Genomic DNA, 12,368 nt, shown 5'->3' with positions numbered 1-12,368 from the left:
GGATGTGCTGGGCGGGTGCCCGAGCTCAGTGCTCTTCTGCGACCGCGAGCTGGATGTAGACCGCGGTGAGGAGGGCGAAGACGTAGGCCTGCAGGACTGCGACGAGGATCTCGAAGAGCGTGAAGACGAAGCCGAAGGCCAGCGTCCCGACGCCGAGGAGGGTCCACCCGCCGCTGAGCTGGATGACGAAGAACTGCGTCGCCGCGAAGAAGAGCACGAGCAGGAGGTGCCCGACGATCATGTTCATCATGAGTCGGAGCGTGAGCGTGATCGGCCGGATGATGAACGTCGAGATGAGCTCGATCGGCGTGACGATGATGTAGACCGGCCACGGCACCCCTGAGGGGAAGAGCGAGTTCTTGAAGAAGTTCTTGGGGTTCTTCCTGATGCCCGCGTAGATGAACGTGACGTAGGCGACGATCGCGAGTACGAGCGGCACGCCGATGACCGAGGTGCCGGCGATGTTCAGGAACGGGATGACGCCCGTGAGGTTCATGAACAGCACCATGAAGAAGATCGTGGTGAGGATCGGCAGGAACCGCTTGCCGTCTCGCTTGCCGAGCAGGTCGTCGGCGATGTTGACGCGAACGAGGTCGAGCCCCATCTCGACGAGGCTCTGGAATCGGCCGGGCACCACGGTCATGCGGCGCGTGCCGAGCCAGAACACGAGGAGGAGCGCTGCGACCGCGACGAAGCGGACGAGCATGATGCGGTTGATCTCGAAGTCGGTGCCCTCGAAGAGCAGAGCTCCAGGGAAGAACTCGTCGATCGAGGGCCCGTGGAAGCCACCATCGTCGGTTGACATCGGAACCAGCAGGTCCAGAGCGTTAGCTAGCAGCGCTATCTCCTGTTTCGGGGCGTGGAGCTCGGCTCTCGCGACGACGAACATCGGAACGGAATTCCGCACATGCCGAAGCCGTGTGGAAACCGTGGGGGATCGTCAATACTCTAGCAATACTTCCGGCAGCGGACGAATCGCCGCAGCCCATTCAGTCGTCGACCGGAGGCTTCGGGAGCTGCACGTCGCTCACGTACGGGATGCGCGACTTCGCGACGACGAGCACGTCGACGACGAGCGAGGCGATGACCCCCGCGACGAGGCTCAGGAAGAGCACCGTGGGATTGAGCCAGGCGGCGTCGCGCAGCAGCACGACGAGCACGATGAAGGCGATGAACTTCAGGAGCCAGCCGCCCAGCACGATGCCGAAGAACGCGCCGACGAACACGTCGCTGCCGGCGAACCGGTTGGCGACGAGGATGCTCGCGGCCGTGATGCCCATGAAGACCACTGCCATGAGCGTGCCGATGAGGCCACTCACGAGGCCCGACGTTCCGTCGAAGACGAATCCGAGCGAGGCGCTCACGATCGCGATGACGCCGGCGAGCACGCCGCCCCACGTGAGCGCCTTGCGGAGCACCGGGTTCGAGGTGGGCGTGCGGTCGGCGGGTTCAGGACGCGGGTCGGTCATCATGCTCCAGTTCGGGACTGCCGGATGCCGCCGGCCGGATGTGCGTGACAGATGCGTCGGGCGTCGTGGCCGGACCTTCCGGCTCATCGGGCGCCGACGGCGGCCCCTCGAGCTCGTCGAGCGCCGGCGACGGCCCCTCGAGCTCGTCGAGCGCCGCGGCCGGCCCCTCGGGCCCATCCGCCTCGGCGGCGACCGTGAGGCGCTTGCGGCGGCCGAGCGGCGCGAGCGTGAAGGCGGCGCAGACGATGAATCCGATGCCGAGGAGGAGGAACGCCCAGATCGACGAGATGCCGTAGTAGACCGGGAATACGAAGCTCAGGAGGCATCCGATCGACGCGACCGCCGTCCAGGCGTAGAAGATGAGCACGGCGTGAAGGTGCGAATGGCCCATGTCGAGGAGGCGGTGGTGCAGGTGCTTGCGATCCGCAGCGAAGGGCGACTTGCCGGCCCTGAGGCGCCGGATCACCGCGAGCCCGAAGTCGAGGAGCGGGATGAGCAGCACCGCGAACGGCAGGATGATCGGGATGAACGCCGGGAAGAGCTCGCCGCCGCCGATCGAGAACGGGTCGATCTGGCCCGTGACGGCGATCGCCGAGGTGGCCATCAGGAGGCCGATGAGGAGCGCCCCTGCATCGCCCATGAAGAGCTTCGCGGGGTGCCAGTTGAGCGGCAGGAACCCGATGCAGGCTCCGACGAGCACGACCGCGAGCAGTGACGCGATGTTGAAGTAGTTCTGCGGCGATGTCTTCTGCACGAGGAGGTACGTGTAGAGGAAGAAGGTGCCGCTCGCGATGAGCGCGACGCCGGCGACGAGCCCGTCGAGCCCGTCGATGAAGTTGATCGCGTTCATGACGAGCACGATCGCGAACACCGTGATCGCCGCGCTCATCCACGACGATCCCACCGTGATGCCGCCGATCGGGAGCGACACGATCGTCACGCCCTGCCAGGCGATGAGGCCCGCGGCGATGAACTGGCCGGCGAGCTTCGTGGTCCAGTCGAGGTCCCAGATGTCGTCGGCGACGCCGATGAGCACGATGAGCAGCGCCGCCCCCAGGATCGCGAGCATCTGGCCCGGATTCTGGAAGACGATCGAGAGGATCGAGAAGCGGGACGAGCCGAGCGATGACAGGAACGCGGCCGCAGCGATCGCGATCACGATGCCGACGAACATCGCGATGCCGCCGAGTCGCGGCGTCGGCCGGGTGTGCACGTCGCGGTCGCGGATCTTCGGGTACAGCCGGTATTTGAGGCTGAGCTTCCAGACGAGGATCGACCCGCCGAAGGTCACGAGCGCGGCCACGAGGGCGAGCGCGAGGTAGAGGGTCATGAGATGGCGGCATCCGCTCCGTCGTCGCCGGGGGCAGGGGTAGGCGATTCGGATGCCGCGTCATCGGCACGCGGCCCGCCGGGGGCGGGGGCGAGCAGCTCCTCGCCGACGACCGCGGCGATCTGCTCACGTGAGATCACGCCGGCGCGCACGATGCGGAGGGTTCCGCCCTCTTCGGCGAGGCCGGTCGCGTCGATGATGGTCGACGAGGTGTCGCCCGGCCGCTCGCCGATCGGCGCATAGGCCTCGCCCGCCGCTCCCCCGTCGAGGTAGACGGTGACCGAGTCGCCGAGCATCTCGGCGGCGGCCGCTGCCGTCGTGGCCGACGGCATGCCCGACAGGTTGGCGGACGAGACGGCGAGCGGCCCCGTCTCGGAGAGGAGCTCGAGGGCGATCGGGTTCGCCGGCATGCGCAGCGCCACGGTGCCGCGCGTCTCGCCGAGGTCCCACTGCAGGGACGGCTGCGCGTGCAGGATCACCGTGAGACCGCCGGGCCAGAACTCGGCTACGAGGTCGCGCACCGGGCCGGGCACCTCGCTCGCGAGCGCATCGAGCGTGGGGATCCCGGGGATCAGCACGGGCGGCGGCGACGTGCGGTCGCGGCCCTTCGCATCGAGGAGCCTCGCGACCGCTTCGGCGTTGAAGGCGTCGGCGGCGACGCCGTAGACGGTGTCGGTGGGGATCACGACGAGTTCGCCCCTCCCGATGGCGCCGCGCGCGAGTCGCATTCCGGCGAGCAGCTGGGAATCGACCGAACAGTCGTAGGTGGCAGTCATGACCGCTCGATTCTAGACCAGCGCCCGATGAGGCCGAGGGCAGCAGAAAGCGCGACGGATGCCGCGACGCATGCGCGCCGCGGCATCCGCCGGTCTCACCCCGCCGTCAGCGGCGCCCGGCCTTGCGCCGGAACAACCACGCCCCCCACACGACCGACACGGCGATGATGCCGAGGCACCAGACGACGGCCAGCCACGCCGAGTCGCCGATCGGGGTGTGCATGAGGAGCCCGCGGATCGTCTCGATGACCGGGGTGATCGGCTGGTTCTCGGCGATCCACTGCAGCCACCCGGGCATCGTCTCGACGGGCACGAACGCGCTCGAGATGTACGGCAGGAAGAGCAGGATGAAGCCGTAGCCGCTCGCCGCGTCGGGGGTCGAGGCGGCGAGGCCGATGGCCGCGAACAGGTACGTGATCGCGAGGATGTAGAGCCCCACGATGGCGAACACACCGAGCCACTCGAGTGGCGACGCCACCGGGCGGAATCCGACGAGCAGCGCGACCGCGATCACGACGCCAGTCGCGAAGAGGTTGCGCGCGAGGCTCGCGACGACGTGTCCCGTGAGCACGGCCCCGCTCCGCAACGGCATCGTGCGGAAGCGGTCGATGATGCCCGTCGTCATGTCGCGTGAGACCGAGATCGCCGTCGACGACGCCCCGAAGCCCGCGCAGAGCAGGATGATGCCGGGCACGACGTAGTCGACGTAGCCTCCCGAGGGGTCGATCGCGTTTCCGAAGATGAAGGTGAACATCAGCATGAGCATCACGGGCAGCACGACGGCCATCAGGAGCGCTTCGACGTCGCGCACGGAGTGGAGGAAGCTGCGGTTGATGAAGGTCGCCTCGGCGGTGAAGGGGCTGAGGCGAGGGCGGGTCTGGACGAGGGTCGTCATGGTCGTCACTTCGATTCGATGAGTTCGGGGCGGGCGAGCCCGTCGGCGGAGGGAGTGGCCGGCGATCCGCCGGCCGTGATCGCAAGGAACACGTCGTCGAGGCTCGGGCGACGGATCGTGACGCTGACACCCGGTGCGCCGGATGCCGCGCGCCGATCGAGCTCGTCGATCGCGGCGCGCAGCCCGTGCACCGTGCCGTCGGTGGGCAGCTCGACGAGGAGTTCCCCGCCGGCGTCGCGGAGCTCGACGACGTCGCCGCCGATCCGCGCCTTGAGCTCGTCGGCGGTGCCCTCGGCGGCGATGCGGCCGTTGTCGAGCACGGCGATCCGGTCGGCGAGCCGATCGGCCTCCTCGAGGTACTGGGTCGTGAGGAAGACCGTCGTGCCTGCGTCGGCGAGCGAGCGGATGACACTCCAGAGCTCCTGGCGGCTGCGGGTGTCGAGCCCCGTGGTCGGCTCGTCGAGGAACACGACCGGCAGGGCGAGGATCAGGCTCAGCGCGAGGTCGAGTCGGCGGCGCATGCCGCCGGAGTACGTGCCGACGCGGCGGGTTGCGGCATCCGTGAGCCCGAAGCGCTCGAGCAGTTCGGCCGCTCGCGTGCGCGCCTCTGTGCGGCCGAGGCCGGAGAGGCGGCCCATCATCACGAGATTCTCGGTGCCGGTGAGCACCTCGTCGACGGCGGCCGACTGGCCGGTGAGGCTGATCCGCCGCTTGACCTCCTCGGGCTCCGCGGCGACGTCGAAGCCGGCCACGTGGGCGGTGCCCGCGTCGGCCTGGACGAGGGTCGTGAGGATGTTGATGGTCGTCGTCTTGCCCGCGCCGTTCGGCCCGAGCAGGGCGAAGACGGTGCCGGCCGGCACGGCGAGGTCGAGGCCCGCAAGCACGTCGGTGCGCCCGAATCGCTTGCGGAGGCCTCGCGCGTCGATGGCGAGAGTCATGTCCCGGTCCTTTCGAGGTGAATCGTCTGCGTACGCCGCAAACTGTTTATATGGTGCACTGTTGTTTAAGTAATACACAGTTCTAGACTGTGGGTCAACAGGAAATCGAGAACGGGAGCCGATGTGAGCCGAGTGCGACCCGACCCCGAGCTCCCCCGCGGTGTCGCGCTCGCGTGGGGGGTTGCGACGCATCCGCAACGCGGCCCGAAACGCGAGCTCTCCATCGAACGCATCGTCGACGCCGCGATCGAGATCGCCGACGCCGAGGGGCTCTCGGCGGTGTCGATGAGCCGGGTCGCCGCGTCGCTCGGCTTCACGACGATGTCGCTCTACCGCTATGTCACGAGCAAGGACGACCTGATCCTGCTCATGCAGGAGGGCGCGATCGACGTGTCGGTGCCCGACGACGCGCTCGAGCGCACGTGGCGCGACGGGGTGACGGCGTGGGTGCTCGCGATCCGGGAGGCGTACCGGGCGCACCCCTGGATCGTCGACATCCCGATCTCAGGTGCCCCGATCACCCCGAAGAACCTCATGTTCGTCGACTGGTTCCTGCGTGAGGTGCGGTCTCTCCCCCTGAGCGACGGCGAGAAGATGTCGGCGCTCCTCCTGGTGACGAGCTACGCACGCGCGACGAGCGCGCAGGAACGCGACCTCGTCGCCGCCGCGGCCGCTGCGCGCGACGCCGGTGACGTCACGGGCGAGAACTTCCTCGAGGCGCTCATCGAGCTCGTGACCCCAGAGCGATTCCCCTACCTGAGCCCGTTGATGACGACGGGCGGATACATCGCGGGCGCCGAAGCGGCCGACGACGAGGCCGACGCGGACTTCTCGTTCGGCCTCGAGCGCATCCTCGACGGCATCGAATACCACGTCGGCCGACTCGAATCGGGCGCGCCCACGACGGCGAGGGGCCCCGAGCCCGAGCCGGCGCTGCTCCTCCCCCGCGACAAGGCCGTGCGCGAGGCGACGAAGGCTCGCCGCGAGGCGGAGAAGGCTCTGCGCGAGGCGCAGAAGCGCGAACGCGAGGCCGTCAAGCACGCACTCGAGCGCGAGAAGCACGAACGGGAGAAGACCGAACGACGAGAGCGGGAGCAGCTCGAGCGCAACCGCCGACCGTGAGTCAGCGCAGCGCGGTCGTCGCCCGGTCGCGAGTGGTCAGGTCGCGGTGATGGGCGATGGCCCGCCAGCCGTCGGATGCCAGCAGCGCGGCGATGCCCGCCGACTGCCGCTCCCCGTGCTCGATCACGAGCACGCCGCCAGGCCGGAGCAGCCCCAGCGCGCGCCTCGAGAGCGCCCGCACGACGTCGAGCCCGTCGGCGCCGCCGTAGAGCGCGTGCTCGGGATCGTAGAGTCGCACCTCGGGGTCGCGTGGTATCTCGGCGAGCGGCACGTACGGCGGATTCGACACGACCACGGCGACGCGCCCGTCGAGCTCGGGCAGCGCGAGCGCAAGATCGCCGAACACGAGGTCGAGGTTCGACGCGGCGATCGCCTCGACGTTGCGGCGCGTCCACGGGAACGCCTCTGGCGAGTTCTCGACCGCCCAGACGTGCGCGTGCGGCACCTCGGTCGCGAGGGCGAGCGCGATCGCACCCGTGCCCGAACCGAGATCGACCGCGATCGGCTCGGGCTCGGCCGCCGCCCGCAGGGCATCGATCGCGAGCTGGGCGACCTCCTCGGTCTCGGGACGCGGCACGAAGACTCCCGGACCCACGAAGAGCTCGAGCGAACGGAAGGCGGCACGGCCGGTGAGGTGCTGCAGGGGCTCGCGGCGGACACGACGCGCGACGAGCGCGTCGAGCGACGCGGCATCCGACTCCCCCAGCTCGCCGTCCATGACGAGCTTCGCCTGCACTCCGCCGCGCGAGAGGCCGAGCACGTGGCCGATGAGCAGCTCGGCGTCGACCTCGGGATCGGGCACGCCCGCGGCGGCCAGCCGGGCGACGACGCCGTCGCGAATCGCCCGAAGAGGGTGCGCGCCGGGCCCCGGCATCCGTTGATCCACGCAATGGAATGTAACGCACGAGCCGGTGAGGGCACCCCGACCATAGGCTGAGCGCGGCACACGCCGTCACGAGAGGGATGATCATGGCACAGGTCTTCGACAACATCACCGAGGTATTCGGGCGCACCCCGCTCGTGCGTCTCAACCGAGTGACCGACGGCGCAGACGCCACGGTGCTCGCAAAGCTCGAGTTCTACAACCCGTCGGCGAGCGTGAAAGACCGCCTCGGCGTCGCGATCGTCGACGCCGCAGAGGCCTCGGGCGAGCTCGCACCCGGCGGCACGATCGTCGAGGGCACGAGCGGCAACACCGGCATCGCGCTCGCGATGGTCGGCGCAGCACGCGGCTACCGCGTGATCATCGCGATGCCCGAGACGATGAGCAAGGAGCGCCGTGGCCTCCTCCGGGCCTACGGCGCTGAGCTCGTGCTGACTCCCGGCAGCGAGGGCATGAAGGGCGCCGTCGCCCGCGCCGAGCAGCTCGTCGCCGAGACCCCCGGAGCAGTGCTCGCGAAGCAGTTCGAGAACGAGGCGAACGTCGAGATCCACCGCCGCACGACGGCCGAGGAAGTCTGGAACGACACCGACGGCGAAGTCGACATCTTCGTGTCGGGCATCGGCACCGGCGGCACGATCTCGGGCGTCGGCCAGGTGCTCAAGGAGCGCAAGCCCGAGGTGAAGATCGTGGGCGTCGAGCCCGCCGAGTCGCCGATCCTCAACGGCGGCGCGCCCGGCCCCCACAAGATCCAGGGCATCGGGGCGAACTTCGTGCCGGCGATCCTCGACCGCGACATCTACGACGAGATCATCGACGTGAACATCGACCAGGCCATCGCCACCGCTCGCCGCCTCGGCGTCGAGGAGGGCATCCTCGGCGGCATCTCCTCGGGCGCGACGATCTACGCAGCAGCGCAGCTCGCGCAGCGACCTGAGAACGCCGGCAAGACCATCGTCGTGATCGCGGCGAGCTACGGCGAGCGGTACCTGTCGACGGTGCTGTACGAAGGTCTGCTTGACTGAGCGGGTGGGACTCCTCGCCAGGCTTCGTGAAGACATCTCGACCGCACGCGCCCACGATCCCGCCTCACGCGGATCGCTCGAGGTGTTCCTCGCCTACTCGGGGTTGCATGCGATCTGGGGTCACCGCGTCGCGCACCGGCTCTGGGGGAGCAGACTCTTCCTGCCCGCTCGGATCCTGTCGCAACTGGTGCGCTTCCTCACGGGCGTCGAGATCCACCCGGGCGCGACCATCGGCCGGCGCTTCTTCATCGACCACGGCATGGGCGTCGTGATCGGCGAGACGGCCGTGCTCGGCGACGACGTCATGCTCTACCACGGGGTCACCCTTGGCGGAAAGGCGCGGCGCGGCGCCGGGCGCGGGGCCAAGCGGCATCCGACGCTCGAAGACGGCGTCACCGTCGGGGCGGGCGCGAAGGTGCTCGGCCCCGTCACGATCGGAGCCTGGAGTGCGATCGGCGCGAACGCCGTCGTGACGAAGGACGCACCCTCGCACTCGCTCATCGTCGGCATCCCCGCGACGGTCAAGCCGCTCTCGCACGAGACGGCCGACGCCGCCCGCGGCGTGCACGACTGGCACATCTAGGCGCGCGCTCTCGCAGGACCGGAGCGAGCGGATGCCGCGGCATCCGCTCGCTCAGAGGGCGAGGAACATGACGTGCAGGCCGACTCGGCCGAAGCGCGGGGAACGGAAGGCGTTCGGCACGGTGCCGACGATCTCGAAGCCGAGCGACGTCCAGAGATGCACCGCCGCCGCATTCGACGCCACGACCGCGTTGAATTGGATCCCTTCGAATCCTCGGCGCCGGTGCCAGTCGATCACGTAGGCGCCCAGCCGCCGGCCGACGCCCGCACCACGTGCCGTGGCATCGACCATGAAGGACGCGGTGCCGATGTGGTCGCCATGGCCCGGTCGGTTCGGCCCCATCTTCGCCGTGCCGACGATCTTGCCGTCGATCTCCGCGACCACGGTGAGCCCTGGGGGCTGCTCCATCCAGAGGTCGCGCGCGTCATCAGATGTCAGCGACATCGGGTACGCGTAGGTCTCGCCCTCACGCACGACCTGCTCGAAGATCGAGTGGATCGCATCCCAGTCGAGCGCCGTAGCGGGCCGGATCGTGAGACCCTCTGTCACTCGTCGCCGATGCTCGCGAGCTGCGCCTCTTCGTCGGCCTGGATGGCCGACTCGACGATCGGGTCGAGCGCGCCGTTCATGACGGCGTCGAGGTTGTAGGCCTTGTAGCCGGTGCGGTGGTCTGCAACGCGATTCTCGGGGAAGTTGTAGGTGCGGATGCGCTCGGAACGGTCCATCGAGCGGATCTGCGACTTGCGGGCATCGGATGCCGCAGCCGCGAGCTCCTCCTGCTGGCGGGCGAGGATGCGGGCACGAAGCACTCGCATCGCCGCCTCGCGGTTCTGCAGCTGAGACTTCTCGTTCTGCATCGACACGACGATGCCGGTCGGGAGGTGGGTGATGCGCACCGCGGAGTCGGTGGTGTTCACCGACTGGCCGCCGGGACCCGACGAACGATAGACGTCGATCTTCAGGTCGTTCTGGCTGATCGCGACCTCTTCGGGCTCGTCGACCTCGGGGAAGACGAGCACGCCCGTCGTGGAGGTGTGGATGCGGCCCTGCGTCTCGGTGACGGGCACGCGCTGCACGCGGTGCACGCCGCCCTCGTACTTGAGGTGCGCCCACACGCCCTGCGACGGGTCGGTCGCGTTCGACTTGATCGCGACCTGCACGTCTTTGTAGCCGCCGAGGTCGGACTCGTTCTGGTCGAGGAGCTCGACCTTCCAGCCCTTGGCCTGGGCGTACTGCATGTACATGCGCAGGAGATCGCCCGCGAAGAGGGCGCTCTCCGCGCCCCCCTCGCCGCCCTTGATCTCCATGATCACGTCGCGTCCGTCGTCGGGGTCGCGCGGAATGAGCAGCCGCCGCAGTCGCTCCTGTGCCGTGGCGAGCGCCTCTTCGAGAGCGGGCACCTCCTCGGCGAAGGCGGTGTCGTCTTTCGCGAGCTCACGCGCGGCGGCGAGGTCGTCTTGCGCCTCGAGCCACGTCGTGTGCGCGTGGACGATCCGGCTCAGCTCGGCATAGCGCCGATTGACCTTCTTCGCGCGCGCTGCGTCGGCGTGGAGCGCAGGGTCGGCGAGCTCCTCCTGGAGCTGCGCATGCTCGGCGAGGAGGTTGCTGACGGACTCGAACACAGCCTTACCGGTGGTCGATCTCGTGCCCGTGCGAGGCCGCCGTGCCGCCCGCGACGGGCATCGACTTCTGCATGAGCATCAGGAACTCGACGTTCGACTGGGTCTCCTTCAGGCGACCCAGCACGGCCTCGAGCGCCGGCTGCGGGTCGAGGCCCGCGAGGGCGCGCCGGAGCTTCCAGGTGATCTTGACCTCGTCGGGCGAGAGCAGCATCTCCTCACGACGCGTCGACGAGGCGTTCACGTCGACGGCCGGGAAGATTCGCTTGTCGGCGAGCTGGCGCGAGAGCCGGAGCTCGGAGTTGCCGGTGCCCTTGAACTCCTCGAAGATCACCTCGTCCATCTTCGAACCGGTCTCGACGAGCGCGGTGGCGAGGATGGTGAGCGATCCGCCGTTCTCGATGTTGCGCGCCGCGCCGAAGAACCGCTTCGGCGGGTAGAGCGCCGAGGCGTCGACGCCGCCGGAGAGGATGCGACCGGATGCCGGTGCGGCGAGGTTGTACGCGCGCCCGAGCCGGGTGATCGAGTCGAGCAGCACGACGACGTCGTGACCGAGCTCGACGAGCCGCTTCGCGCGCTCGATGGCGAGCTCGGCGACCGTCGTGTGGTCTTCGGCGGGACGGTCGAAGGTCGAGGCGATGACCTCGCCCTTCACCGTGCGCTGCATGTCGGTGACCTCTTCGGGGCGCTCGTCGACGAGCACGACCATGAGGTGCACCTCGGGGTTGTTCGTCGAGATGGCGTTGGCGATCTGCTGCAGCACGATCGTCTTGCCGGCCTTGGGCGGCGCGACGATGAGGCCGCGCTGGCCCTTGCCGATCGGGGCGACGAGGTCGATGATGCGCTGCGTGAGCTTCGTGGGCTCGGTCTCGAGCCGCAGGCGCTCCTGCGGGTAGAGCGGCGTGAGCTTCTGGAAGTCGACGCGCGCCGCCGACTCCTCGGGCGTCTGCCCGTTCACGGAGTCGACCTTGACGAGGGCGTTGTACTTCTGGCGGCTGTTGGACTCGCCGTCACGCGGCTGCTTGATGGAGCCGACGACCGCGTCGCCCTTGCGCAGGTTGTACTTCTTCACCTGGCCGAGCGAGACGTAGACGTCGCTCGGGCCCGGGAGGTAGCCGGTCGTGCGCACGAACGCGTAGTTGTCGAGCACATCGAGGATGCCGGCGATCGGGATCAGCACGTCGTCGTCGAGGATCTCGGGCTCGAGCTCGTCGCCGGCGCCCTGGCCGCGACGCTTGCGGTCGCGGTAGCGATTGCGACGGCCGCCCTCGCCCTCCTGCAGCTGCTCCTGCTGGCCGCGCTCGCGCTCCTGCTGGCCGCGCTCCTGCTGGCCGCGCTCCTGCTGGCCACGGCCCTGCTGGCCGCGTGCGCCGTCGTTCTGCTGCTTGCCGTTGTCGACGTCGACCTGGCGGGCCGCGTCGGCCTTGGCACCCTCGTCGACCTTGCGGCCCTGCTCGGCCTGGCCTGCGTTCTGGCGGTCGCCACGGTCGCCGTTCTGGCGCTCGCCGCGCTCGGCACGGTCGCCGTTCTGGCGGGGCTGGCGGCCCTCGGTCTTCTGTGCGTCCTCGCCGCGCTCGGTGCGCTCAGCACGCTCGCCGCCTCGGCGGCCACGGTTGCGGTTGCGGCCCTGACGCGGCTCTTCGGCGGATGCCGCCTCGTCGTCGCCCTCGGCGGGCTGCGGGCTGCGTGCGCCCTCGCCGGTTGCCGCGGCGAGCTCCTCGCGAACGGCCG

At 69.3% G+C, this 12,368-nt stretch carries 13 protein-coding genes; 3 read left to right on the top strand and 10 right to left on the bottom strand.

Going from position 1 to position 12,368, the window contains the following annotated elements; translation table 11 throughout:
• Positions 1-25: 25 nt before the first annotated feature.
• From atpB to ESP51_RS10555, 6 genes are all read right to left on the bottom strand, one after another.
• On the bottom strand, positions 26-805 hold the full coding sequence (gene atpB / locus ESP51_RS10580; protein WP_241843114.1) for a F0F1 ATP synthase subunit A: 780 nt from the start codon (positions 803-805) through the stop codon (positions 26-28).
• A gap of 184 nt (positions 806-989) precedes the next feature.
• On the bottom strand, positions 990-1,469 hold the full coding sequence (locus ESP51_RS10575; protein ID WP_241843113.1) for a Cg1360 family ATP-synthase-associated protein: 480 nt from the start codon (positions 1,467-1,469) through the stop codon (positions 990-992).
• Positions 1,450-2,799 (bottom strand): MraY family glycosyltransferase, encoded by a 1,350-nt coding sequence (locus tag ESP51_RS10570; RefSeq protein ID WP_206737283.1) that lies wholly within the window; start codon positions 2,797-2,799, stop codon positions 1,450-1,452. The genes ESP51_RS10575 and ESP51_RS10570 overlap by 20 nt, the downstream gene beginning before the upstream one ends.
• Positions 2,796-3,575 (bottom strand): L-threonylcarbamoyladenylate synthase, encoded by a 780-nt coding sequence (locus ESP51_RS10565; protein ID WP_129520866.1) that lies wholly within the window; start codon positions 3,573-3,575, stop codon positions 2,796-2,798. Before ESP51_RS10565 ends, ESP51_RS10570 begins: the two co-directional genes overlap by 4 nt.
• 106 nt (positions 3,576-3,681) lie before the next feature.
• Positions 3,682-4,470, bottom strand: a complete 789-nt coding sequence (locus ESP51_RS10560) for an ABC transporter permease (RefSeq protein ID WP_206737282.1) — start codon at positions 4,468-4,470, stop codon at positions 3,682-3,684.
• A gap of 5 nt (positions 4,471-4,475) precedes the next feature.
• A complete protein-coding gene (locus ESP51_RS10555) occupies positions 4,476-5,408 on the bottom strand; it encodes an ATP-binding cassette domain-containing protein (protein WP_129520864.1) in 933 nt (310 codons plus the stop codon).
• A gap of 123 nt (positions 5,409-5,531) precedes the next feature.
• Between ESP51_RS10555 and ESP51_RS10550 the strand changes: the two genes are divergently transcribed.
• Positions 5,532-6,530, top strand: a complete 999-nt coding sequence (locus tag ESP51_RS10550; RefSeq protein WP_241843112.1) for a TetR/AcrR family transcriptional regulator — start codon at positions 5,532-5,534, stop codon at positions 6,528-6,530.
• A 1-nt stretch (position 6,531) separates the two neighbouring features.
• On the opposite strand, the gene prmC is transcribed toward ESP51_RS10550, so the two are convergent.
• Positions 6,532-7,404, bottom strand: coding sequence for a peptide chain release factor N(5)-glutamine methyltransferase (prmC, locus tag ESP51_RS10545; RefSeq protein WP_129520914.1), 873 nt, complete (start codon positions 7,402-7,404; stop codon positions 6,532-6,534).
• Between the two features lie 89 nt (positions 7,405-7,493).
• Between prmC and cysK the strand changes: the two genes are divergently transcribed.
• Positions 7,494-8,435 (top strand): cysteine synthase A, encoded by a 942-nt coding sequence (gene cysK / locus ESP51_RS10540; protein ID WP_422386841.1) that lies wholly within the window; start codon positions 7,494-7,496, stop codon positions 8,433-8,435.
• A gap of 4 nt (positions 8,436-8,439) precedes the next feature.
• Complete coding sequence (gene epsC, locus ESP51_RS10535; protein WP_129520913.1) at positions 8,440-9,018, top strand: serine O-acetyltransferase EpsC; 579 nt, start codon at positions 8,440-8,442, stop codon at positions 9,016-9,018.
• Between the two features lie 51 nt (positions 9,019-9,069).
• On the opposite strand, the gene ESP51_RS10530 is transcribed toward epsC, so the two are convergent.
• The 3 genes from ESP51_RS10530 to rho form a co-directional block, all read right to left on the bottom strand.
• On the bottom strand, positions 9,070-9,567 hold the full coding sequence (locus ESP51_RS10530) for a GNAT family N-acetyltransferase (protein ID WP_241843111.1): 498 nt from the start codon (positions 9,565-9,567) through the stop codon (positions 9,070-9,072).
• Complete coding sequence (prfA, locus tag ESP51_RS10525) at positions 9,564-10,640, bottom strand: peptide chain release factor 1 (protein ID WP_129520862.1); 1,077 nt, start codon at positions 10,638-10,640, stop codon at positions 9,564-9,566. Before prfA ends, ESP51_RS10530 begins: the two co-directional genes overlap by 4 nt.
• Positions 10,641-10,644: 4 nt before the next feature.
• Positions 10,645-12,368, bottom strand: a 1,724-nt coding sequence (gene rho, locus ESP51_RS10520; RefSeq protein ID WP_129520861.1) for a transcription termination factor Rho, incomplete at its 5' end; no start/stop codon positions are given.

Origin of the sequence: Agromyces albus, from assembly GCF_004134825.1 — a bacterium.
GTDB classification, from domain to species: domain Bacteria; phylum Actinomycetota; class Actinomycetes; order Actinomycetales; family Microbacteriaceae; genus Agromyces; species Agromyces albus.
The sequence above is the reverse complement of the archived record's forward strand: the minus strand, read 5'-3'. Positions and strand labels throughout refer to the sequence as shown.